We start from the raw sequence: 22,103 nt of genomic DNA on the forward strand, positions 1-22,103 counted from the left end.
CATCGATGACTGAACCCGCCCCCACCGCCCGCCCCCTGGAGCAGACGCTCTACGAGGTCAAGAAGACGATCGTCGGCCAGGACGAGCTGCTGCAAAAGATGATCGTCGCCTTGCTGGCCCGCGGACACCTGCTCGTCGAGGGCGTCCCCGGGCTGGCCAAGACGCTGGCGATCAAAGCCCTTGCCGAGGCGATCGGCGGCAACTTCAAGCGCATCCAGTTCACCCCTGACCTCGTGCCCGCTGACCTCGTCGGCACCCGCATCTACAACCAGCAATCCGGTCAGTTCCAGGTAGCGCTCGGCCCGGTCTTCGCTAATCTCGTCCTCGCCGACGAGATCAACCGGGCTCCCGCCAAGGTGCAAAGCGCGCTCCTTGAGGTCATGCAGGAGCGTCAGGTGACCATCGGCCGCGAGACCTTCCCGGCGCCGGCGCCCTTCCTGGTGATGGCCACCCAGAATCCGATCGAGTCCGAGGGCACCTATCCCCTGCCTGAAGCCCAGGTTGACCGCTTCATGCTCAAGGTCAAGGTCGGATACCCCTCTCCCGCAGAGGAGTTCGTGGTCGTCGAGCGGATGCTCGGATTGGGCGAGAAGACCCAGGCCGTGCTCGACCCGGAGCACCTATTGCGCCTGCAGAAGGCTGCCGATGCGGTCTATGTCGACCCCGGAATCATTCAGTATGCCGTTCGGGTCGCCGGCGCCACCCGCGAGCCGGGGCTGCTCGGCCTGCCGGATCTCGGGCGCTTGATCACCTTCGGCGCTAGCCCGCGCGCGTCCATCAATATGGTGCTCGCGGCACGGGCCCTGGCCTTCCTGCGCGGTCGCGACTATGCGCTGCCCGAGGATGCCCGCGACCTCGCCCTCGACATCCTGCGACACCGCTTGGTGCTCTCCTACGAGGCGCTGGCCGACAATGTCGACCCCGACGACATCGTCCGCGCGATCCTTGCGGCGGTCCCCCTGCCCGACGTCGAGGGCCGCCCCCGCGCCGCGGAGTCGATCCAGTGGCAGCCATCGACCTGAGCGCGGGCGCCGTCCTGCGCCGCGTCGAATGGACCGTGCTGCGCCCCCTCGACGGGGCGCTGCAGGGCGATTTCGCGACCCTCTTCCGCGGCGAGGGCATCGACTTCCGCGAAATGCGTGAGTACGTCCCCGGCGACGACCTGCGCCGGATCGACTGGAACACCACCGCGCGCATGGACACGCCGTATGTCCGTGACTATTCCGAGGACCGCGACCTGACCGCCTGGTTGTTGCTGGACCGTTCGGCGTCGATGCGCTTCGGGCCGACCGGCCGTGGCAAGGACGCGATCGTCGTCGACCTCGTCGCCTGCTTCGCCCAACTGCTCGGCCGCGGTGGCAACAAACTCGGCGCGGTTCTCTTCGACGACGGTCCGGTGGCAACCATTCCGCCCCGCAGTGGCCGCACGCAGGTGTTGCGCCTGATCCATGAGCTAGGTCGACGCGAGCCCCGATCGCAGGCCACGACCGAGCTTGCCGGGCTGCTGCGTGCGGCGGTGGCCACCATTCGGCAGCGCAGCCTGGTCGTGGTCATCTCCGACTTCATCAGCCCGCCCGGGTGGGAGAAGCCCCTGCGCCAGCTCGCGCAACGCCACGATGTCATGGCTATCCAGATCGTCGATCCGCTCGAGCATTCCCTGCCCGATGTCGGGGTGATCGTCCTGCAGGACAACGAAACCGGCGACCAAGTGGTCGTCGACACTGGCGACGCGGGCTTCCGGTCCCGGATGGCCGCGCTTGCCGAGGAGCAGAACGACGCGCTGACGGCGACGATCCGGCGCACGGGGTTGACGCTGCAAACGATTCGCACTGACGAGGACCTGCTGGGTGCGTTCCTACGGATGGCGCACCAGCGGAAAATGAGCCGGCGATGACCTTCTCCGTGCCGTGGGCGCTGGCCGCGCTGCTCGCTTTGCCGCTGCTGGTGATCGCCTACCGCCGCGCGCTGGGCCGGGCCGCGCGCGATCAGGAGGCGCTGCGCCGGACGGGGCTCGTCCCGGTCACCCGCTCGGTGTCCCGGTGGCAGCACGTCGCGCCGAGCCTGTTGCTCGGCGCGCTGACCTTGCTCATCATCGGCGCGGCCGGGCCGAGAGCCACGCTGGAGACCCCGCGCCGCGAAGGCACCGTGATCCTCGCTTTCGACGTCTCCAACAGCATGCAGGCCGAGGATCTTGCGCCGAACCGATTGGCGGCGGCCAAGGTCGCCGCCAAGGCCTTTGTCGCCAAACAACCCGCCACGATCAAGATCGGGGTCGTCGCCTTCAGCGACACCGCCTTGATCACCCAGCAGCCGACCGACGACCCGCTCGAGGTCGACGCGGCGATCAACCGGCTCACCAGCCACGGTGGCACTTCGCTCGGACAAGGCATCTACGCCTCGCTGCAGGCCATTTCCGGCGGCAAGCTCAATGTCGATGACAAGCGCCTCAAGAACGACCCCGACAGCATCGACATCGGCTATTTCGGCGCGTCGGCGATCATCCTGCTCTCGGACGGCCAGAGCGACGCCCAACTCGACCCGCTGGCGATGGCGCGTCTGGCGTCGGTGGCGGGGGTCCGCATCGACAGCGTCGGTCTGGGCAGCCCGGAAGGAGCGAGCGTCACCGTGGACGGCGTGACCCAGCAAACCGCCCTCGATTCGGCCGCTCTCCAGGCCATCGCCGATGCGGCGAACGGCCGCTACTACTCAGCGGTCGACAGCGACGCCCTCAGCGCCGTCTACTCGTCGATCGATCTGAAGTGGACGAGCGTGCGTGAGGTGACCGGGCTGGCGCCCTACTTCGCCCTGCTCGCCATCCTGGCGGCGGCCACCGCGATGATCGTCTCGATCGTTCGCACTGGGCGAGTGATCGCGGCATGAGATTCGGCTGGCCACTCGCCCTCACCGCGCTCGTCGCCGTGCCGGTCCTCCTCGCCCTCTATCTCTGGGCGCAGCGCCGGCGCCGGCCGGCCGCGATCCAGTACTCCAACGTTGCGCTCGTCCGTGCCGCGGTCGGCGCGAGGAAGCGCCGGTGGACCAGGCACCTGCCGATCGCCGCCATGCTCCTCGGCCTGGCCGCGCTCGCGGTCGGAGCCGCGCGGCCCACGGCGACCATGCAGGTGCCCACCAACCGCACCTCGATCATCGTGGCCCTTGATGTCTCGCGCTCGATGTGCTCGGTGGATATCGAACCCAATCGCCTGGTCGCCGCCAAGAGCGCCCTGCGCGACTTCATCAAGGCGCAGGACCCCAGCACCCGCATCGGCTTGATCGCCTTCGCCGGGTATGCCGAGCTGGTCACTCCGCCGACCACCGACCGTGACCAGTTGCTCACCAGCGTCGACGGACTCGCCACCGGGCGAGGCACGGCGATCGGGGCGGCCATCCTGAAGTCGGTCGATGCCATCGCGAGCATCAACCCCGCCGTCAAACCGGTTGGCCCCGACGAGGCTCCCGAGCCGCCGCCAGATGACAATGTGCCCTTCCCCGCGCCCGTCCCGAAGAACGTCGAGCCGCCCACCACCGAGCCGGTTGCCGATGTCGTCGTCCTGCTCACCGACGGCGCCAACACCCGGGGCGTCCTCCCCCTCGCTGCGGCCGCGATCGCCGCCGACCGGGGCGTCCGCGTGTATCCCATCGGTTTCGGCACCACCAATCCGACGCACATGGCGTGCACCGCCGACCAGCTCGGCGCCGATGCCTTCGCCGAGGGCGGCCCTTATGGTCGGGGCAACGCCGCGCAGTTCCTGGTCGTCGACGAGCCGACGCTGGAGGCCGTGGCCATGGCGACCGGCGCGTCCTATGCCCCGGCAACGACGGGCAAGCAGTTGTCCTCGGTGCTCAGCTCGGTGCCCAAGGATCTGATCCTGACCACCCAGCGCGTGGAGTTGGCTCCCGCCTTCGCCGCCTTGGGGGCGCTGCTCCTGCTGCTCGGCGCGGCCATCGCCGCCCGCCAGCGCACCTTCCCGTGAACTGCTTACGCCGCTGCGGACCTGGTGGCACCTGGCCGTCATCGAATACCGGAACCGCCCGTCGAAAGGCCGGTTCAGCCCCGTCGAAAGGCCGGTTCAGCGGCCGATCGGTAGCTCCTGCCCGGCGGGCACGGCAAAGCGGGCTAGCTCGGCGGCCAGGTCGGCGTTGACATAGGCCTGGAGCCGGGTGCCGTCGGCAGTGTGATCGCTGCCCAGCAACTCGCCGGACTCGTGGATGCGCGAGAGCAGGTCACCGCGGTCATACGGCACGAGGGCGTCGACCGCGATCCGCGGGCGCGGCAATTCATCTGCAACCAGCACGATGAGTTCCTCGATCCCGGCACCGGTGTGGGCGGAGACGGCGATGGCGTGCTTCTCGTGCCGCAGGATCCGGTCGATCACCTCGGGGTCGGCGATATCGGCCTTGTTGACGACGATGATCTCTTTGACATCCGCGGCATCGACATCGGCGAGCACCGCTCGCACGGCGCTGATCTGGCCCTCCGGATCGGGATGCGACCCGTCGACCACATGCAGCAGCAGGTCGGCGTCGGCGACCTCCTCCAGGGTCGAACGGAAGGCGTCGATCAACTCGTGGGGCAACTGCCGCACGAAACCGACGGTGTCGGTCAGGGTGAACTCACGGCCATCGGATGTCTGCGCGCGTCGTACGGTGGTGTCCAGGGTGGCGAAGAGCTGGTTCTCGACGAGCACGCCCGCCCCGGTGAGCCGGTTGAGCAGCGAGGACTTGCCGGCGTTGGTGTAGCCGGCGATGGCCACGCTCGGCGTGCCGTGCGCCTTGCGCGAGTGGCGCTTGGTGTCGCGATGCGTCTTCATCTCGCGGATTTCCCTGCGCAGCTTGGCGATTCGCGAGTTGATCCGGCGCCGGTCAAGCTCGATCTTGGTCTCGCCGGGGCCGCGCGAGCCGATACCCTCACCACCCGCGACCCGGCCACCCGCCTGCCGGGACATCGACTCACCCCAACCGCGCAGTCGCGGGAGGAGGTACTGCAACTGGGCCAACTCGACCTGCGCCTTGCCCTCGCGCGACTTGGCGTGCTGGGCAAAGATATCCAGGATCAGTGCGGTGCGGTCGATGACCTTGACCTTGACGATGTCCTCCAGACCGCGCCGCTGCGAGGGCGCCAGCTCGGAGTCGCACACCACCGTGTCAGCACCCTCGGCGATCACGACGTCGCGCAGTTCGAGGGCCTTGCCCGAGCCCAGCCACGTGCCCGGGTCCGGTCGCTGACGGCGCTGCATCAGCCCCGCGAGCACCGTCGAGCCCGCCGTCTCGGCGAGAGCCGCCAACTCGCGCAGCGAGTTCTCGGCGTCCTCCGCCGTGCCCTCGGTCCAAACCCCGGCGAGGACAACGCGCTCGAGCCGCAACTGGCGGTACTCGACTTCGGTGACGTCCTGCAGTTCCGTCGACAGGCCCTGAACCCGCCGCAGCGCCGTCCGTTCCTCGCGATCGAACTGATCGCCGTCGCGGTCATCGACCTCGTATGCCGTGCTCGCCAGCGCACTCGCCCGCCGGCCGAAAGGATCGCGCTCGTCGGCGACCGGGGTGGTCGGGGAATCCCTGTGTGCCTCACTCATATGGCGTCCAGGTTCTCATGCACACGCAGGCAAGAGCCACCGAGATTCCGGACCAATCCTCGTCAGGCGCTGCTCAGCCGTCGGCGTCGGCCCAGATCCGGGCGTCGCGGGCGGAGGTTCGCTCGGCGTTGGCCTCCTGATCGTCCGGGGCCTGCTGGCTCTCGCGTTCCGCCTCGACCCGGCCGCGATAGAGGTCGACCTCGCGGGCGACCCGGCCCGCGTCCCAGCCCAGGACCGGCGCCACGAGGTCGGCCGCCGCCTGCGCCGAATCCACGCCACGACTCGGTGTCTCGATCGAGATGCGCGTGCGACGGGCGAGCAGGTCGTCCAAGTGCAAGGCGCCCTCATTGGTCGCGCCGTAGACGATCTCGACCTTGAGGTATTCCTCTGCCCCCGGCAGCGGCTCAGCAAGTGATGGGTCGGCCGCGAGCAGGTCGAAAAGCTCGTGCACGAGCGAGCCGTAGCGACCAAGGAGGTGCGTCAGCCGCCATACGGGCAGGTCGTGTTTGCGTGAGAGGCGATCGAGCTGGTTCATCAGCGCGGGGTAGCCGTCGGCGCCGAGCAGCGGGATGTGTTCGGTGACGCTGTCCGCGACACCGGGGCCCAAATCTTCGCGTGCCGCGTCGATGGCGTCGGCCGCCATGACCCGATAGGTCGTGTATTTGCCGCCCGCGATCGAGATCAGGCCCGGCTGTGGGCGCGCCACCGCGTGCTCGCGGGAAAGCTGCGAGGTTTGCTCGTCCTCGCCCGACAACAACGGCCGCAGACCGGCATAGACACCCTGGATGTCGTCATGGGTGATCGGGTTGGTGAGCGCCGAATTCACATGCGCGAGAAGGTAATCAATGTCTGCCTTGCTAGCCGCAGGGTGCGCGAGGTCGAGGTTCCAGTCGGTGTCAGTGGTGCCGATGATCCAGTGCGTGCCCCACGGGATCACGAAGAGCACTGAGCTCGGCGTGCGCAGGATCAGCCCGACCTCGGAGTTGATCCGGTCGCGCGCGACGACGATGTGCACGCCCTTCGACGCCCGCACATTGAAGCGGCCGCGGCCACCCGCGAGGGTCTGGATGTCGTCGGTCCACACGCCGGTGCAGTTGATGACGACACTGGCCCTGACGCCGGTGCGGTTGCCGGTCTCGAGGTCCTCGACCTCAGCACCGACGATGCGCTCGCCGGCCCGGTCCAACTCCGTCACCCGCGTCGACGTCATCACGATCGCGCCGTAGGCCGCGGCCGTGCGCGCGACGGTCAGCGTGTGTCGCGCGTCGTCCATCTGCGCGTCGTAGTACAGCAAGGCGCCCGTATGCCCGTCCTTGCGCAGCGCGGGCACCAGCCGTTGGGCGCCGTTGCGGGTCAGTTGCCGGTGGCCCGGCACCGAGCGAGCGCCGCCCATATTGTCGTAGAGCGTCAACCCAGCCGTGACATAGGGCCGCTCCCACATGCGGTGGGTCAGGGGATAGAGGAAGGGCACCGGCTTGACCAGGTGGGGCGCCAGGCGGGTCAGCGCGAGTTCGCGTTCCTTCAGGGCCTCGCGGACCAGCCCGAAGTCCATCTTCTCCAGATAGCGCAAGCCGCCGTGCATGAGCTTGCTCGACCGTGACGACGTGCCCGACGCGAGGTCGCGCTGCTCCACCAGAGCGACCGAGAGGCCGCGGGTCGCTGCGTCCAGGGCAGCACCGGCGCCAGTGATGCCGCCGCCGATGACCAGGACGTCGAACTCACGTTCGCCCAGGCGGCGCCAGGCCTTGGCCCGGTAGCCGGGATCGAGACGGGGTGGGGTCGTCATACGGCCATTGTCCCCAGCGGGCTAGGGTGCCCACGAACGGTGGCCGACGTGATTACCGTGACAGCCGGCGTGCTGAGGTTGAGAAGGAGTGTCCGGTGAGCAAGCGCACATACGTCCTGGCGATCGACCAGGGGACGACGAGCACGCGGGCGATCCTCTTCGACGCGGCCGGGACGATAGTCGCCGTCGACCAGCGCGAGCACCGGCAGATCCTGCCCCGCGCCGGGTGGGTCGAACACGACGGCATCGAGATCTGGGACAACACGCGCGAGGTCGTCGGCGGCGTGCTGGGCAAGGCCAATGTCAACCGCGGTTCGGTCGCGGCGGTCGGGATCACCAATCAACGCGAGACGACAATCGTCTGGGACCGCGCCACTGGGCAGCCGATCGCGAACGCCATTGTCTGGCAGGACACCCGGACCGGACGGCTGGTGCAGGAGCTCGCCGGCGACGAGGGACCGAACCGGCATGCCGCCCGCACCGGCCTGCCCCTCGCCACCTATTTCGCCGGGCCCAAGGCACGCTGGCTGCTCGATTCGGTCGAGGGGGCGCGGGAGCGGGCCGAAGCCGGCGAGTTGCTCTTCGGCACCATGGACACGTGGCTGATCTGGAATCTCACCGGCGGCGTGGACGGTGGTCTGCACATCACTGATGTCACCAACGCGAGCCGGACGCTGCTGATGGATCTCGAGACGCTGCAATGGGATTCGGACCTGTGCGCGGCCATCGGGCTGCCGATGGCGATGCTGCCCGAGATCCGCAGCTCGAGCGAGGTCTACGGAGTGTGTCAGCCGGGTTCGGGGCTGCTGGCTGATGTGCCGGTCGCCGGCATCCTCGGCGATCAGCAGGCGGCGACCTTCGGGCAGAGCTGCCTCACGCGCGGAATGGCCAAGAACACTTATGGCACAGGCAATTTCATGCTGCTGAACACCGGCACCGAGATCGTCCCATCCCGTAACGGGCTGCTCACGACGGTCTGCTACCGGCTCGGCGACGAGCCGGCGGTCTATGCGCTGGAGGGCTCGATCGCGGTCACCGGGTCGTTGGTCCAATGGCTTCGTGACAACCTCGGCATCATCGGGTCAGCGCCCGAGGTCGAGACTTTGGCGCTGGGCGTCGCCGACAACGGCGGTGCCTACTTCGTGCCGGCCTTCTCCGGGTTGTTCGCGCCCTACTGGCGCCCCGATGCCCGCGGAGCGATCGTGGGCCTGACACGCTTCGTGGACAAGGGCCACATCGCGCGAGCGGCCTTGGAGTCCACGGCATTTCAGACCTATGACGTCTTGCAGGCGATGAACGCCGACTCCGGCGTCGACTTGACCGAGCTGAAGGTCGATGGCGGCATGACGGCCAATGACACGCTCATGCAGTTCCAGGCCGACCTGCTCGGTGTCGAGGTGATCCGGCCGGTGGTGACCGAGACGACGGCGCTGGGCGCGGCCTACGCGGCTGGGCTGGCGGTGGGCTACTGGTCGAGTACCGATGACATCCTGGCGAACTGGCAGGAGTCGAAGCGGTGGTCGCCGCGGATGGCGACTGCTGATCGCGATCGGCTGCTGCGCGGGTGGGCGAAGGCCGTCGAGCGGACCCTGAACTGGGTCGACGACGACGTCGAGCAGTGATGACAGAGCACTACTTTTCGGCCGAGCCGGCGACCGCGGAGAAGCAGCGGCGGATCACCGTCGAGTTGGCGGGCGCCGAGCGCGAGGTGGCAGTGGCGTCAGGGATCTTCAGCCCCGACGGCATCGACCGCGGGACGGCGGTGCTGTTGCGTGAGGCGCCGAAACCGCCGGCGGCCGGGGAGTTCTTGGACCTGGGCTGCGGCTGGGGGCCGCTGGCGTTGACGCTGGCCCTGCTCGCCCCGGAGGCGCAGGTATGGGCCGTGGACGTCAACGAGCGCGCACTGGATCTGTTGCGGCGCAACGCTCTTGGGCTCGGCCTCTCCGGCGTGCGCGCGGGGACGGCCTCGTCGGTGCCCGACGAAGTACGCTTCGACCTGATCTGGTCCAACCCACCCATCCGCATCGGCAAGGCCGCATTGCACGACCTGCTGCGCACCTGGCTGCCGCGGTTGCGCGAGGGGGGCACGGCATACCTGGTGGTGGCGAAGCAACTGGGAGCGGACTCGCTGCAGCGCTGGCTCGCCGAGACCTTCCCGGCGTATGCCGTGGATCGCTACGCCACCGAGAAGGGCTTTCGCGTCCTGCGGGTCAGCCCTCGAGAGTGATGGTGCCGTCGGCGACGAGGACCGCGGGGCCGGCGAGTTCGACGTGGTTGTCCGGAAGGAGGCGCACGCGCAGGCGGCCGCCGGGCACGTCGACCAGCCAGGTGCCGTCCTGATCGTCGCCGCCGGCCCACAGGTGGGTGGCGATCGCGGCCGCGCAGACGCCCGTGCCACAGGATTCGGTCTCGCCGACGCCGCGCTCGTGCACCCGCATGCGCACATGGCCACGGGCGAGCGGTTGGACGAATTCGACGTTGGTGCCTTGCGGCGCAGGGGGTTTGACGTCGGGCGCCTCGGTCAGGTTGAGCGCGTCGAGCTGCACCGTGGGCGGCACGGCAGCAACGGTGTGGGGGTTGCCCAGGTCAAGGCGCAGAGCGGAGAAGGGCTCGTGGCCCTCGAGGTGGACAAGAGAGTCCATACCGTCGGCTGCATGCTCGGGGTCGGTCAGCCGCCAGGCTCCCATGTCGACGACGACGGTCTCGCCGTCGAAGGTGATCTGCTTGACGCCCGAACGGGTCGCGACGCCGAAGCCGCTCTCAGGGGCGAGGCCCTCGCGGCGCAGATACGCGGCGAAGACGCGCACGCCGTTGCCACACATCTCGGCGATGCTGCCGTCGGCATTGCGGTAGTCCATGAACCATTCGGCCCGATCGGCCTGGGCGCGCACGTCGGGGTCGGTCGCGAGCCGGGTCGGTGCCACCCGGATGACACCGTCGCCGCCGATGCCCGAGCGCCGGTCGGCGAGCTTGGCGGCTAGTTGGGCGGTCAGGGCGAAGGTGCCCTCTCGGTCATCGAGCAGGACGAAATCGTTGCGGGTGCCGTGACCCTTGGTGAACCGCACGCTCGCAGGCATACGTCCATTGTCCCTTACCCACGAACGCGACCTAGACGCCTCGGGGAGCCGGCGAGGTGGCGCGCTGGCACCGCTGGTCCCGGAAACGCCGAGGCGGCAGAGCCGGGGCTAGTTTGCGGCCGCGACGACGGCCAGTGCCTGGTCGAGCAGGTCGGGGGTGCTCGCATCGAGCCAGGTGATCCGGGCATCGGGGCGGAACCAACTTTCCTGGCGGCGCACGAAGCGCCGCGTCGCCATAGTGGTCGCGGCAATCGCCTCTGCCGCGGTCAGCTCGCCGTCGAGTTGAGCCAGGGCCTGGCTGTAGCCGATTGCTGTCCGCGCCGTGCGGCCCGCGCGCAAACCCTCGCCCACCAAGCCGGCCACCTCGTCGACCAGCCCGTCGGCCCACATCTGCTCGGTGCGCCGGCCGATCCGCTCATCGAGCACCGTGCGGTCGAGCCGGAGCCCGATCACCATCGTGGCGCGGCGATACACCCGCTCGGGCAGCGCGGCGGTGAAGGGCGCACCGGTGAGTTCGTTGACCTCGAGCGCCCGGACGACCCGCCGTGCGTTCGTCGGCAGAATGTGCTGCGCGGCAATCGGATCCACCTTCGCCAAGCGCTGGTGAGCGGCCGCAACTCCGCGCTCCGCGGCATACGCCTCCCAACGGGCCCGCACGGCCGGGGCGGTCGGCGGGATATCCAGCGCATCGAGCGCGGCCCGCACATAGAGCCCCGATCCGCCCACGAGCACCGGCACGAGCCTCCGCGCCGCGATCGCGTCCAGATCTACCCGCGAATCCCGTTGGTAGACCGCGACACTCGCCTCATCGCGCACGTCCAGCACGTCCAGCTGATAGTGCCGTATGCCGCGGCGCTCCCCCATCGGCAGTTTGGCCGTCCCGATGTCCATGCCGCGATACAGCTGCATCGCGTCTGCGTTGACGATCTCGCCGCCCAGCCGCTCGGCGAGCTCGAGAGCCAGGGCTGATTTGCCGGTCGCTGTCGCCCCCACCACCGCGACGATCGGCGTGGGCTCAGTGGCCAAACGGATCCTCGTCCACACCGGGCATCCAGGTCTGTCCCGGTGCGCCCCAACCCTTTTCGCGGATGGTCTTGCGGGCCTTCTTCTGCAGCTTGTCATCAAGCCGGTCGACATAGAGGAAGCCGTTGAGGTGGTCGTACTCGTGCTGCATGCACCGCGCGAACCACCCGGTCGCCGTGAAAGCGATCTCGTTTCCCTCCCGGTCGAATCCGGTCACCTCGGCGCGCTCGCCCCGGCGCAGCGCGTAATGCAGACCCGGCACCGACAAGCACCCCTCGGACTCGTTGTCGGGATCGGGCTTGCCGTCCGCGGGACGGGTGGCACGGACATACGGGTTGACGATGACACCGAGCGGTGGCACACCGTCCTCGTTGTCCAGGTGCCAGGTGAAGATGCGCAGGCTCACGCCGATCTGCGGCGCGGCGAGACCGACACCATGGGATGCCGTCTGGGTCTCGAACATGTCGTCGATCAGGGTCTGCAGATCGGCGCCGAAATCGGTGACCAGGAGGGCGCGTTTGTGGAGCACCGGTTCGCCGGTGATCACGATGGGACGGACGGGCATACGCGACATTCTCTCGTATGCCGGCAGCCGTCCCGGACATTCGCAGCCGCGTCACAGTCCGGCCCCAGCACATTTTCAGGCTGCGGAGTAGTGTTCGTTACCGAAGCGTCAACCGGCGCTGCTCCCCGAGACAAGGAGGACGCTTATGGGCATGTTTGATGACATCAAGGGCAAGGTCGAAGACCTCGTTCATGGTCATGAGGACAAGGTCGAAGAACTGAGCGACCAGGGCATCGCGAAGGCCAGTGAGGCTGCGGACGGTGCGACGGGTGGCAAGTACGGCGACCAGATCGACGCCGCCGGCCAGAAGGCCGACGACATGATCGGCGAGTAGACCTCCAGACCCTTGCGTGGGCGTCGCGGACTGAATCAGTTCGCGGCGCCCACGACAATTTTCGTGGCCCGGAGCAGTTGCCCGGGCGCCAATCCCCCACCGGCAGCATGTGGTTGGTCTACTCGTGACCTGGGCAATGGCGCCCAGGACCGACACCGAAGAGTGAGCCGATGGGCATGCTGGATGACATGAAAGACAAAGTCGACGACCTCGCGGACGACGGCAAGGACGCCTTCGGCGACGCGAAGGATGCCGTCGGCGACGCTGCCCGGGATGCCGGTGACGCCGCTGACGACGCGTGGGATGCCACCAAGGAGAAGGCAGACGATGCAGGCGACGCGGTGCGTGACCGGGTCGACGACCTCACCGACCGGGACAGTGGCGCCATGGACGACCTGGACCGGCCGACGCCGGAATGGGACGACACCCGTGACGACGTTGCCTCCGCGGACAACAACCGAGGGCTGGAGGACGAGGGCAATCCGACCGGCGAGGACCCGCGCTTCGCTTGAGACGAGGGTTAAACCGAGCACCCCTGCTGGGTGACGCGGGACGGGGCCCCGAGCGACGGCATACCGAGTGACACCGGTGGCTTGACGCTCGGGGCTCCACGGCGTTCGCCGGCGTTGAGGGCGGCCCAGGCGTCGCCGCCGGGGGTGCGGCGCACGGCATACGGCCCGCCGGCGAGCGCGGCATCCGCGATCAGGTGGTGCGGGGCGCCATAGGTGACGGCGACGGTGACCAGGTCGCCGGGGCGGGCGCGCTCGGCGCCGTCGGGCACGGCGAAGTGGACGAGCCGGTTGTCGCGCGCGCGGCCGGACATGCGCGAGGTCGCTGCGTCCTTGCGGCCCTCACCCGGCGCGACAAGGACCTCGACCTCGCGACCTTCGAGCCGCCGGTTCTCGGCCCAGGAGACTTCCTCCTGCACGGCGATCAGGCGGTCGAAGCGCTCTTGCACAACGGCTTTCGGCAGTTGGTCGGGCAAGGTCGCGGCGGGCGTGCCGGGACGGATGGAGTACTGGAAGGTAAAGGCAGAGGAGAACCGGGCCGCGCGGACGATGCGCAGGGTCTCCTCGAAATCGGCCTCGGCCTCGCCCGGGAAGCCGACGATGATGTCGGTGGTGATCGCGGCATCAGGGATCTGGGCGCGCACTGAGTCCAGGATGCCGAGGAAGCGATCGCTGCGGTAGGAGCGGCGCATCGCCTTCAGGACCCGGTCGGAGCCGGACTGCAGCGGCATATGCAGTTGCGGCATGACATTCGGTGTCTGCGCCATCGCCGCGATGACATCATCGGTGAAGGCCGCCGGGTGCGGGCTGGTGAAGCGCACCCGCTCCAGCCCGTCGATGTCGCCGCACGCGCGCAGCAGCTTGGCGAAGGCGCCCCGGTCGCCGAACTCCACGCCATAGGTGTTGACGTTCTGGCCGAGCAGGGTGATCTCGATGACGCCTTGGGCGACGAGCGCCTCGATCTCGGCGAGGATCTCTCCCGGCCTCCGGTCCTGCTCTTTCCCGCGCAGGCTCGGGACGATGCAAAAGGTGCACGTGTTGTTGCAGCCGACCGAGATCGAGACCCAGCCGGCATACGCGCTGTCGCGGCGAGTGGGCAGCGTGGACGGGAAGGTCTCGAGGGATTCGAGGATCTCGACCTCCGCGCGCTTGTTGTGGCGAGCGCGGTCGAGCAGCGCGGGAAGCGAACCGATGTTGTGCGTCCCGAAGACGACATCCACCCACGGTGCCCGTTCGACGATGGTGCCGCGGTCCTTCTGCGCGAGGCAGCCGCCGACGGCGATCTGCAGGTCAGGGTGCTTGAGCTTGGCCTGTCGCAGCGTGCCGAGGTTGCCGTAGAGCTTGTTGTCGGCGTTCTCGCGCACCGCGCAGGTGTTGAAGACGACGACATCCGCCACCTCGGGCCGCTGCTCGGCCGGGAGGCTCTCGATATCGGTGTAGCCCGCAGTCTCCAGCAACCCGGCGAGGCGCTCGGAGTCGTGGACGTTCATCTGGCACCCGTGGGTGCGCACGTCATACAGCTTGGTCATGGCACCGACCAGGGTACGGGGGTTTTCGGGTGCGGCCGTCAACCGAAAGCTCGCACCGGGCGTGTGCCGGGTATGCGCATTTGCCGCCTTCCCGCCCGTATGACGCTCCTCGCCGCCGCGATCGCCCTCACCGGCGCCTGTGGTTCAGTGGGCGATCCGGGTGCGTCGGTGAGCGCGAGCGAGTCGCCGTCGAGTTCGGTGGCAACGATCGGCACGGCCGAGGCCCAGCGACTGGGCCGGACATTCGTCGCCTTCGCTCTCGAACCGAGCCCCGCACTCCTGGCGGGCGTGCCCTTCGCGCCCGAAGTTCAACTTGGGCTGCGGGATGCCATCGACAAGACCGTGCCGCGCGCGAAGTTGGCCGACAAGGCGAGCTGGCGGATCGACCGTGAGGAGTTCGCCGCCATGGTGGGGCCCTTCGACGCGACGGCGACGCTGCGGCAGTTCGCGGGCATCCATACCGAAATCGATCCGTTCACCATCGGCATCGGCGACTATCCGCATTGCAACAACCGGCAGACCTTCCGGGCGCCGGAGGTGGCCGGGCTCGCTCGGGTCACGATCCAGCCGCGCGACGGGATGACCGACTCGTGCATCTCCTGGTTCAGCGTCGACCTCTTCGTCGACCACGGTGGCGAGATCGCAGCGGTGACCATGGACCACGGCGAGCCCTGAGCCGACAATGAGCGCATGACGACGATCGATCTCAACGCGGCCTTGGGGGAAGGTTTTGGGCGGTGGTCGCTAACCGACGACGCGGGCCTGCTGGCGGTCGTGACCATCGCAAATGTCGCCTGTGGCTTTCACGCCGGCGACCCGCGTACGCTGGAGCGCGTCTGCCGGCTGGCCGCGGAGCGGGGCGTGGCGATCGGGGCACAGGTCGCCTACCGGGCTTCGGGCGGCGCTTTATCGACGTCGACCCGGACGATCTGCGGGCCGACGCGCTCTATCAGATCGGGGCGCTGGACGCCTTTGCCCGGGCGGCCGGCTCCCGGGTGGCCTATGTCAAGCCGCACGGGGCGCTCTATAACGCGGTCGTCCACCACGAGCGTCAGGCGAGCGCCGTGGTGCGTCAGTCACGGCATACGACCGGGAGCTCGATCTGCTCGGCCTGCCGGGGTCGCGGCTGCTGTCGCTCGGAGCCGCGGCCGGGCTGCGGACGATCGGCGAGGGGTTCGTTGATCGGGGTTATACGCCCGATGGCCGGCTGGTGCCGCGCGGGGAACCAGGGGCTCTTGTGGACGCCGCCGCCATCCCGGAGCGCGCGGCGCGGATGGCTCGCGAGCGGGTCGTGCGGGCTGTCGACGGGCGCGACGTGCATGTGCCGGTCGAGAGCCTGTGCGTCCACGGCGACTCCCCCGGCGCCGTCGCGGCCGGCGGCTGGCAACTCATCGGCCGCACGGACGAGACGCTCTGGAACGAGGACTGGGACCCACCCGCGCTGCTCAGCCCCGGAATGCGCGTGCGCTTCGTCGACCAGGGCTGCTGACCTCGACTTGCCCGTCTGGATCGCGCAACGCCTCGGCGGCCCGGACGCCCTAACCCATCACTGAGCGCCGTAGCGTTGCCGGTATGCCGCCCGGTCTGCTCGTGCTCGACCCGGGACCGTTCGCGTCCCTGCAGGACGCCGGCCAGCCGGGCTGGCGCGGGTCGGGCTCTCTCAGAGCGGCGCGGCCGACCGAGGCGCCTGGCGGCTGGCCAACCGGCTGGTCGGCAATCCCCCCGGCTGCGCCGCAATCGAGGTCACCTTGGGAGGCTTCGCCGCCGTCGTGCAGGCGAATCCGCTGATCGCCGTGACCGGAGCCGAAGGGCCGGTGGAGTTGGCCGGGCGGGCGGTCGATCGGAATGCGGTGGTCTTCTGGCCCCAGGGAGTTCGCCTCGATTGCCGTATGCCGAGTGCCGGCCTCCGAAGCTATCTCGCCGTCCGCGGCGGCTGGGCCGGCGACCCCGTACTCGGATCCGTTTCCCGGCACGCGCTCGCGCGTGTGGGACCGCCGCCACTGGCGGCGGGTGACGTGCTGGAGGTGGGTGAGGACACGGCATACGTGCCGGTCGTTGGGCACGTGGCGGTGGCGCCGCTCGGCAACCACGTGGAGTTGGCGGCGACGTGGGGGCCGCGGGCCGACTGGCTCACCGACGAGGCGCGGCGCCGCCTGCGCGCGATGCCGTGGCGCGTGACGGATCGCCTGGACCGGACGGGCGTGCGGTTGGCCGGCGAGGACCTGCGCTGGCAGTCACCCGGAGCCGAGTTGGCTAGCGAAGGCGTGGTCCGCGGGGCGATCCAGGTGCCGCCGTCGGGGCAGCAGATCCTGTTCCTCGCCGACCGTCCGGCGACAGGCGGCTATCCGGTCGTAGCCGTCGTGTCGTCAGTCGCTGCGGACCGGGCCGCCCAGTTGCGTCCGGGCGATGAGGTACGGCTCAGTCTGCCCTGACGACCCCGGATCGCGGGCCGACGTCACTCCACGAAGTTTCCCCCGCTCCGCTCCTCCAATACTTCGCGGGGACCCAACACGTCACCCCGATCGCGGGCTGACCTGTGGACGACGGATGACCGGCTGTCGGCGGCACGGCATACGGTCATCGGTATGACGCGACCCAGTTCCACAACCGGCCCGCCGGCACCACCGGCCGGGGCACCGTCGCTGCGCGAACGGGCCGAAGCTGACCTGCGCCGCCTCGTCGGCCGCGCCGACGCCGACTTCCGAGACGGGCAGTTCGAGGCGATCGAGGCGCTGGTGGAGCGGCGGGCCCGGGTGCTCGTCGTGCAACGCACCGGGTGGGGCAAGTCGGCCGTCTACTTCGTCGCGACGGCCCTGCGGCGGGCGGCCGGAGCCGGACCGACGGTGATCATCTCGCCGCTCCTGGCGCTGATGCGTGACCAGATCGGCGCAGCCGAACGCGCCGGGATCCGGGCGGTGACGATGAACTCGGCGAATGCCACCGACTGGGATCAGGTGCGCGATGCGCTGGCGGCCGACGACGTCGACGTGCTGCTCGTCTCGCCCGAGCGCCTGAACAACCCGCGCTTCCGCGAGGAGCAACTGCCCGACCTGGCGCGCCGCTGCGGGTTGTTGGTCGTTGACGAGGCGCACTGCATCAGTGACTGGGGGCACGATTTCCGACCGGACTATCGCCGGATCAAGGACCTGCTCGACGGTCTCCCGGCCGACACGCCCGTCCTCGCGACGACCGCGACGGCGAATGCGCGGGTCGTCGCCGATGTCGAAGTGCAGTTGTCCGCGGGGGGCGCGCCGGTCACGACGATCCGGGGCGGCCTGGCCCGGGACTCGCTGCGGCTCGGCGTGCTGCGCTCGATGTCGCCGGAGCAGCGGCTGGGCTGGCTGCTCGCGCATCTTGGCGACCTGCCGGGGAGCGGCATCGTGTATGCGCTGACCGTCAGCGGTGCCGAGGATATGGCCGACGCCCTCGCGCGGGCCGGTCATCGGGTGGCGGCCTACACCGGTCGCACCGACCCAGGGGACCGCGAACGCCTCGAGAATGCCTTGCGCGCCAACGAGATCAAGGCCCTCGTCGCGACCTCGGCACTCGGCATGGGCTTCGACAAGCCCGACCTCGGCTTCGTCGTGCACGTCGGCGCACCATCGTCGCCCGTGGCCTACTACCAACAGGTCGGGCGGGCCGGGCGGGCCACCGAGCGGGCCGATGTCCTGCTGCTCCCGGGGCCGGAGGATCAGGACATTTGGCGCTATTTCGCCTCGGTGTCGATGCCGCGCGAGGAGCAGGCGTCAGCGGTGCTAGCCGCCTTGGCGCAGGCCGGACGCCCCCTGTCGACCGCGGCCATCGAGACGATCGTCGACATCCGGCGCACCCGACTGGAGTTGCTGCTGAAGGTGCTCGATGTCGACGGGGCGGTCAACCGGGTCAGCGGCGGCTGGATCGCTACGGGTGCGCCGTGGACCTATGACGGCGAGCGGTACGCGTGGGTCGCCCAGCAGCGACAGGCCGAGCAGGAGCAGATGCTCGCGTATGAACGCGGCGCGGCCTGCCGGATGGCGTACCTCCAGCACGCGCTCGATGACGACTCCGCAGCCGACTGCGGACGCTGCGACAACTGCGCCGGCCCCTGGTATCCAACGGAGATCCCCGATCGGGTAATCGGGGCCGCCCGCGAGCAGTTGGCCCGAGTCGGCACCGTGATCGAGCCGCGCGCGATGTGGCCGACCGGGATGGACCGGCTCGGGGTCCCGGTCCGGGGCAAGATCGCGGCGCAGGAGCAGGCGGAGGACGGGCGAGTGCTCGCTCGCTTGTCGGACCTGGGGTGGGGCCAACGCTTGCGCCCGCTCCTGCAACGGGACGGGCCGGTGCCCCCAGAGGTGCTGTCCGGGGTGGTTCAGGTGCTCACGGAATGGGGCTGGGCACAGCGACCGGTGGCCGTCGTGGCCATTCCGTCGCGCGCCCGGCCGGCGCTGGTGACCTCGCTCGCGCAGGGCATCGCCGAGATCGGTCGGCTGCGCTATCTGGGCACCCTCGACGTGATTGATGGTGGTCCAGCCGGTGAGCCGGGCGGCAATTCCGCCTTCCGGCTGGCGAATGTGTGGGAGCGCCTGGCCGTCGGTCTGGCATTGGCCGACGCCTTGGCCGGCATTCCCGGCCCGATCCTGCTCGTAGACGACTTTGTGAGTTCCCGGTGGACGGTCACCGAGGCGGCGCGAGCCTTGCGGCGCGCCGGGGCCCCAGCCGTGCTCCCCCTGGCGCTAGCGATCGACGGCTGACCGCCGCCCGTGCACGGGTCGGGCCCCGCCCAGATCCCCGGGCGGGGCCCGACCCGGTGATGACGCTCAGGAACCGAAGGCGTCCTTGGCCGCGTCGCGCGCGTCGTCGACGGCGTCCTCGGCACGCTCGGCAGCCTGCTTGACGTTGGCCTCGGCCTGCTCGGTCAAACCCTCGGCCTGCAGACGCTCGTTGTCCGTGGCGTCACCGACCTTCTCCTTGACCTTGCCGACGGCCTCTTTGGTGGCATTGCTGATCTTGTCGCCGATACCCATGGGTTTCTCCTTTGTTCGGTTGATCAGTGGTTCCACCGTGCCAAAGGATCGGCTCTCTAGGGGGCTAAGGACCCGGGCGATCTTCAGCGCCGGACGGTCGCCGATTCCGCGGCCGGGGCCGGCAGTCGCACCGTGAACATCGGCAGAAAGACCTGCACCAAGGGGCCGATGAGGACGGCATACAGCACAGTGCCAAGGCCGACGACACCGCCGAGCAGCCAGCCGACGACGAGCACCGACACCTCGATCGAGGTGCGGACCAGGCGCAACGAAACCCCGGTGCGCCGGTGCAGGCCCGTCATCAGCCCGTCGCGCGGCCCGGGCCCGTACTGGCTGCCGATGTAGAGGCCACCCGCGATGGCATTGGCCACGATGCCGCCGAGGAGGAGCCCCCATCGAGCGCCCAGGTTGTCTGGCGCGTCCAGCACGCGCAGCGTCGCGTCGGTCGCGAGCCCGATCAGCACGGAATTGAGCACCGTCCCCAGCCCCGGCCACTGCCGAAGCGGTATCCACAGGAGCAACACCACAAAACTTGTAACGATCACGACCGTGCCGAAGCTGACCCCCCAGTGCTCTTCCACGCCCTGATGGAAGACATCCCACGGATCGAGACCGAGGCCGCTGCGCAGCATCATTGCCATCGAGACGCCGTAGAGCACCAGACCGATCACCAGCTGACTCAGCCGGTGGGCCGTCTTCCCAGCGCGGATCTGCTCCAGCGGGGTCATCGGATGCAGGTCCGCCCGGCGGGCCAGGCCGCGGCGGGCCAGCGCAAGTGGTGACATGCCTACAGCCTTCCCCCAAGTGGTCTGGTTTTACATAGCCAATCATGCAAGAGTGGCCTCATGACGCCGTCCATCTCCGCCGTGCGGCTCGGACGCCTCCTCGGCGAAGACGCCCTGGCTCGCCCCGCCTATCGGTCGCTCGCCGGGGCGATCATGGCGCTGCTCGCCGACGGCCGCATCCCCTCCGGCACCCGCCTGCCCAGCGAGCGCGAGTTGACCGCGGCACTCGGCTGCTCTCGCACGACCGTCACCAACGCGTATGCCGTGCTGGCCGAGCGCGGTTACCTCGCCGCGCGTCGTGGGTCGGGCTCGATCGCGCGCGTACCGAGCAAATCCGCGTCAGCTGGTCGAGTGCTCACGCCGGCGATCCGGCTGGATCCCGACGCCATCGACCTGACCTGCGCCGCCACGAGGGCGCCGGAGGGGATTCTCGACGCATTTGCCGCGGCCCTCGCCGAACTCCCCGGCTATCTCAGCGACAACGGCTACGCCCCGGTCGGCCTGCTCGATCTGCGTACCGCGATCGCCGACCGCTACCGGCAGCGCGGCCTGCCGACGAGCCCCGACCAGATCCTCGTCACCTCCGGCGCAGTCGCCGGCCTGGCCATCGTCTCGCGCGCCCTCCTCACCCCGGGCGACCGGGTCATCGTCGAGAGTCCGACCTATCCCAACGCGCTGGAAGCCTTGGGCCGCAGCGGGACTCGCACCCTGACGATCCCCGTGGATGCGACGGGGCCGGATCTCGACGAGACGGAACGGGTGCTGCGCGCCGGGGGCGCGCGGGCGGCATACCTGATCCCCGACTTTCACAATCCGACCGGCGCCCTGCTCGACGACAGCGACCGCGAACGACTCGCCCGGGCACTGCGGCGCAGCGGCACCATCCCGCTCATCGACGAGACGGTGGCAGAGGTCGACCTCGACGGCGGCCCGGCCGTGCGACCTTTCGGCGTGTTGGCCCCGGACGCGATCGCGCTCGGCAGTGCGGCCAAGACCTTTTGGGGCGGCCTGCGGATCGGCTGGATCCGCGTGCCGGGCGCGCTCGCCGGGCGGTTGCTCGACGCGCGGGCGACCCTCGATCTCGGTGCGCCGATCCTCGAGCAACTCGTCCTGACCCACCTGCTGCGGACCCACGGCGGTATGCCGATCGGCCGGCTCGCCGAGCTTCGCGCGGCCCGCGATGCGACGAGCGCCGCACTGCGCGAGCGGCTTCCCGACGCGCGCTTCGTGGTGCCGCGCGGTGGCCTCAATCTGTGGGTCGACCTCGGCGAGATCAGCGCCGGTGCGGTCGCTCTCGCCGCCGAGCGCTTCGGCCTGCAAATCGCTGCTGGACCCCGCTTCGCCCCCTCCGGCGGCTTCGAGCATCACGTCCGGATCCCCTATGTCGCCGACCCCGACGTGATGGCGACCGCGGTCGAACGTCTCGGCGCGGCCGTCGATCATGTCCGCGCCCACGGGGTCGCCGGGATCACGACCGCCGCCGCCCACGGCTTCGTCGCCTGATCGCCCGCACCGGCCGCCCGGACCTGGCACGCTGGCGCCATGACGTCCTTCCGGATCACCCGTCTGCAGCATGTCCAACTCGCCATCCCGCCGGGCGGCGAGCAGGCCAGCCGGTCCTTTTGGGTGGACGCGCTGGGTTTCATCGAAGTGCCCAAGCCGCCGATGCTGGCCGTGCGAGGCGGGTGTTGGTTCCGGCTCGGCGACCTCGAGATGCACATGGGGATCGAAGAGCCCTTCGTGCCGGCCCGTAAGGCGCACCCCGCACTCTTGGCCACCGACCTCGATGCGCTGGCCGCGCGCCTGACCGAGGCCGGGGCCGAGGTCCGGTGGAGTCAGGAAGTCCCGGGCACCAAGCGCTTCCACACCGACGACCCCTTCGGCAACCGGTTGGAGTTCATCGAGGACGTGCCCTAGCC

General features: G+C 69.5%; 22 protein-coding genes and 1 pseudogene. 15 read left to right on the forward strand and 8 right to left on the reverse strand.

What is annotated here, in order from left to right; all coding sequences use genetic code 11:
- Positions 1–5 precede the first annotated feature (5 nt).
- Genes ABD209_RS07705 through ABD209_RS07720 form a run of 4 tightly spaced genes read left to right on the forward strand, consistent with a single transcriptional unit; the run spans position 6 to position 3,971 of the window.
- On the forward strand, positions 6–1,022 hold the full coding sequence (locus tag ABD209_RS07705; RefSeq protein WP_344064383.1) for an AAA family ATPase: 1,017 nt from the start codon (positions 6–8) through the stop codon (positions 1,020–1,022).
- Complete coding sequence (locus tag ABD209_RS07710; protein ID WP_344064386.1) at positions 1,004–1,894, forward strand: DUF58 domain-containing protein; 891 nt, start codon at positions 1,004–1,006, stop codon at positions 1,892–1,894. Before ABD209_RS07705 ends, ABD209_RS07710 begins: the two co-directional genes overlap by 19 nt.
- The gene (locus ABD209_RS07715; protein ID WP_344064389.1) at positions 1,891–2,880 is read left to right on the forward strand and encodes a VWA domain-containing protein; all 990 of its coding nucleotides are present in this window, start codon (positions 1,891–1,893) and stop codon (positions 2,878–2,880) included. Before ABD209_RS07710 ends, ABD209_RS07715 begins: the two co-directional genes overlap by 4 nt.
- Positions 2,877–3,971 (forward strand): VWA domain-containing protein, encoded by a 1,095-nt coding sequence (locus ABD209_RS07720; RefSeq protein WP_344064392.1) that lies wholly within the window; start codon positions 2,877–2,879, stop codon positions 3,969–3,971. The genes ABD209_RS07715 and ABD209_RS07720 overlap by 4 nt, the downstream gene beginning before the upstream one ends.
- Positions 3,972–4,067: 96 nt before the next feature.
- Here the strand turns inward: ABD209_RS07720 and hflX are convergent, their stop codons facing one another.
- On the reverse strand, positions 4,068–5,570 hold the full coding sequence (gene hflX / locus ABD209_RS07725) for a GTPase HflX (protein WP_344064395.1): 1,503 nt from the start codon (positions 5,568–5,570) through the stop codon (positions 4,068–4,070).
- A 73-nt stretch (positions 5,571–5,643) separates the two neighbouring features.
- Positions 5,644–7,356 (reverse strand): glycerol-3-phosphate dehydrogenase/oxidase, encoded by a 1,713-nt coding sequence (locus tag ABD209_RS07730; RefSeq protein ID WP_344064398.1) that lies wholly within the window; start codon positions 7,354–7,356, stop codon positions 5,644–5,646.
- Between the two features lie 95 nt (positions 7,357–7,451).
- Here ABD209_RS07730 and glpK point away from each other — a divergent pair, with 95 nt between their 5' ends.
- Positions 7,452–8,978 (forward strand): glycerol kinase GlpK, encoded by a 1,527-nt coding sequence (gene glpK / locus ABD209_RS07735; protein WP_344064401.1) that lies wholly within the window; start codon positions 7,452–7,454, stop codon positions 8,976–8,978.
- Positions 8,978–9,583, forward strand: coding sequence for a class I SAM-dependent methyltransferase (locus ABD209_RS07740; RefSeq protein ID WP_344064404.1), 606 nt, complete (start codon positions 8,978–8,980; stop codon positions 9,581–9,583). Before glpK ends, ABD209_RS07740 begins: the two co-directional genes overlap by 1 nt.
- Here ABD209_RS07740 and dapF read toward each other — a convergent pair.
- From dapF to def, 3 genes are all read right to left on the reverse strand, one after another.
- Positions 9,567–10,433: a diaminopimelate epimerase gene (gene dapF, locus ABD209_RS07745; protein ID WP_324387305.1), complete on the reverse strand. Its 867-nt coding sequence runs from the start codon at positions 10,431–10,433 to the stop codon at positions 9,567–9,569. The two genes, ABD209_RS07740 and dapF, sit on opposite strands and share 17 nt — an antisense overlap.
- A 108-nt stretch (positions 10,434–10,541) precedes the next feature.
- The gene (gene miaA / locus ABD209_RS07750; RefSeq protein ID WP_344064407.1) at positions 10,542–11,459 is read right to left on the reverse strand and encodes a tRNA (adenosine(37)-N6)-dimethylallyltransferase MiaA; all 918 of its coding nucleotides are present in this window, start codon (positions 11,457–11,459) and stop codon (positions 10,542–10,544) included.
- The gene (gene def, locus ABD209_RS07755; RefSeq protein ID WP_324387303.1) at positions 11,449–12,021 is read right to left on the reverse strand and encodes a peptide deformylase; all 573 of its coding nucleotides are present in this window, start codon (positions 12,019–12,021) and stop codon (positions 11,449–11,451) included. Before def ends, miaA begins: the two co-directional genes overlap by 11 nt.
- A 145-nt stretch (positions 12,022–12,166) precedes the next feature.
- On the opposite strand from def, the gene ABD209_RS07760 reads away from it, so the two are divergent.
- Positions 12,167–12,355: an antitoxin gene (locus ABD209_RS07760; RefSeq protein ID WP_324387302.1), complete on the forward strand. Its 189-nt coding sequence runs from the start codon at positions 12,167–12,169 to the stop codon at positions 12,353–12,355.
- A gap of 188 nt (positions 12,356–12,543) precedes the next feature.
- Positions 12,544–12,867 (forward strand): hypothetical protein, encoded by a 324-nt coding sequence (locus ABD209_RS07765; protein WP_344064412.1) that lies wholly within the window; start codon positions 12,544–12,546, stop codon positions 12,865–12,867.
- A gap of 8 nt (positions 12,868–12,875) precedes the next feature.
- On the opposite strand, the gene miaB is transcribed toward ABD209_RS07765, so the two are convergent.
- Positions 12,876–14,393 carry a tRNA (N6-isopentenyl adenosine(37)-C2)-methylthiotransferase MiaB gene (gene miaB, locus ABD209_RS07770; protein ID WP_344064415.1) on the reverse strand — a complete coding sequence of 506 codons (1,518 nt, stop codon included), beginning with the start codon at positions 14,391–14,393 and terminating at the stop codon, positions 12,876–12,878.
- Between the two features lie 99 nt (positions 14,394–14,492).
- Here miaB and ABD209_RS07775 point away from each other — a divergent pair, with 99 nt between their 5' ends.
- The 5 genes and pseudogenes from ABD209_RS07775 (at position 14,493) to ABD209_RS07795 (ending at position 19,126) form a co-directional block, all read left to right on the forward strand.
- A complete protein-coding gene (locus tag ABD209_RS07775) occupies positions 14,493–15,068 on the forward strand; it encodes a hypothetical protein (protein ID WP_344064418.1) in 576 nt (191 codons plus the stop codon).
- A 15-nt stretch (positions 15,069–15,083) separates the two neighbouring features.
- Positions 15,084–15,705 (forward strand): annotated as a pseudogene (locus ABD209_RS07780) (LamB/YcsF family protein); the annotation flags it as partial.
- Between the two features lie 9 nt (positions 15,706–15,714).
- The gene (locus ABD209_RS07785) at positions 15,715–15,882 is read left to right on the forward strand and encodes a carboxyltransferase domain-containing protein (RefSeq protein ID WP_344064451.1); all 168 of its coding nucleotides are present in this window, start codon (positions 15,715–15,717) and stop codon (positions 15,880–15,882) included.
- A gap of 217 nt (positions 15,883–16,099) precedes the next feature.
- The gene (locus ABD209_RS07790) at positions 16,100–16,825 is read left to right on the forward strand and encodes a 5-oxoprolinase subunit C family protein (protein ID WP_344064454.1); all 726 of its coding nucleotides are present in this window, start codon (positions 16,100–16,102) and stop codon (positions 16,823–16,825) included.
- A gap of 153 nt (positions 16,826–16,978) precedes the next feature.
- Entirely contained in the window at positions 16,979–19,126 is a 2,148-nt protein-coding gene (locus ABD209_RS07795) for a RecQ family ATP-dependent DNA helicase (RefSeq protein WP_344064421.1), read from the forward strand.
- Between the two features lie 66 nt (positions 19,127–19,192).
- Here ABD209_RS07795 and ABD209_RS07800 read toward each other — a convergent pair whose 3' ends face one another.
- Both ABD209_RS07800 and yczE read right to left on the reverse strand, forming a co-directional pair.
- Positions 19,193–19,399, reverse strand: coding sequence for a CsbD family protein (locus tag ABD209_RS07800; RefSeq protein WP_344064424.1), 207 nt, complete (start codon positions 19,397–19,399; stop codon positions 19,193–19,195).
- An 83-nt stretch (positions 19,400–19,482) separates the two neighbouring features.
- Complete coding sequence (yczE, locus tag ABD209_RS07805) at positions 19,483–20,184, reverse strand: membrane protein YczE (RefSeq protein WP_344064427.1); 702 nt, start codon at positions 20,182–20,184, stop codon at positions 19,483–19,485.
- A gap of 60 nt (positions 20,185–20,244) precedes the next feature.
- Between yczE and yczR the strand changes: the two genes are divergently transcribed.
- Positions 20,245–21,687 (forward strand): MocR-like transcription factor YczR, encoded by a 1,443-nt coding sequence (yczR, locus tag ABD209_RS07810; protein ID WP_344064430.1) that lies wholly within the window; start codon positions 20,245–20,247, stop codon positions 21,685–21,687.
- Positions 21,688–21,726: 39 nt separating this feature from the next.
- Entirely contained in the window at positions 21,727–22,101 is a 375-nt protein-coding gene (locus ABD209_RS07815; RefSeq protein ID WP_344064433.1) for a VOC family protein, read from the forward strand.
- The last annotated feature ends 2 nt before the right edge of the window (positions 22,102–22,103 follow it).

The sequence above is a fragment of the Nostocoides vanveenii genome (genome assembly GCF_039531165.1).
In the GTDB taxonomy this organism is placed as follows: domain Bacteria; phylum Actinomycetota; class Actinomycetes; order Actinomycetales; family Dermatophilaceae; genus Nostocoides_A; species Nostocoides_A vanveenii.

Coding starts and splice junctions, on each gene's coding strand:
- ABD209_RS07705 (WP_344064383.1), top strand. CDS start 6: ATGACTGAACCCGCCCCCACCGCCCGCCCCCTGGAGCAGACGCTCTAC.
- ABD209_RS07715 (WP_344064389.1), top strand. CDS start 1,891: ATGACCTTCTCCGTGCCGTGGGCGCTGGCCGCGCTGCTCGCTTTGCCG.
- ABD209_RS07720 (WP_344064392.1), top strand. CDS start 2,877: ATGAGATTCGGCTGGCCACTCGCCCTCACCGCGCTCGTCGCCGTGCCG.
- hflX (WP_344064395.1), bottom strand. CDS start 5,570: ATGAGTGAGGCACACAGGGATTCCCCGACCACCCCGGTCGCCGACGAG.
- ABD209_RS07730 (WP_344064398.1), bottom strand. CDS start 7,356: ATGACGACCCCACCCCGTCTCGATCCCGGCTACCGGGCCAAGGCCTGG.
- ABD209_RS07740 (WP_344064404.1), top strand. CDS start 8,978: ATGACAGAGCACTACTTTTCGGCCGAGCCGGCGACCGCGGAGAAGCAG.
- dapF (WP_324387305.1), bottom strand. CDS start 10,433: ATGCCTGCGAGCGTGCGGTTCACCAAGGGTCACGGCACCCGCAACGAT.
- def (WP_324387303.1), bottom strand. CDS start 12,021: ATGCCCGTCCGTCCCATCGTGATCACCGGCGAACCGGTGCTCCACAAA.
- ABD209_RS07760 (WP_324387302.1), top strand. CDS start 12,167: ATGGGCATGTTTGATGACATCAAGGGCAAGGTCGAAGACCTCGTTCAT.
- ABD209_RS07765 (WP_344064412.1), top strand. CDS start 12,544: ATGAAAGACAAAGTCGACGACCTCGCGGACGACGGCAAGGACGCCTTC.
- miaB (WP_344064415.1), bottom strand. CDS start 14,393: ATGACCAAGCTGTATGACGTGCGCACCCACGGGTGCCAGATGAACGTC.
- ABD209_RS07775 (WP_344064418.1), top strand. CDS start 14,493: ATGACGCTCCTCGCCGCCGCGATCGCCCTCACCGGCGCCTGTGGTTCA.
- ABD209_RS07795 (WP_344064421.1), top strand. CDS start 16,979: ATGACGCGACCCAGTTCCACAACCGGCCCGCCGGCACCACCGGCCGGG.
- ABD209_RS07800 (WP_344064424.1), bottom strand. CDS start 19,399: ATGGGTATCGGCGACAAGATCAGCAATGCCACCAAAGAGGCCGTCGGC.
- yczE (WP_344064427.1), bottom strand. CDS start 20,184: ATGTCACCACTTGCGCTGGCCCGCCGCGGCCTGGCCCGCCGGGCGGAC.
- yczR (WP_344064430.1), top strand. CDS start 20,245: ATGACGCCGTCCATCTCCGCCGTGCGGCTCGGACGCCTCCTCGGCGAA.
- ABD209_RS07815 (WP_344064433.1), top strand. CDS start 21,727: ATGACGTCCTTCCGGATCACCCGTCTGCAGCATGTCCAACTCGCCATC.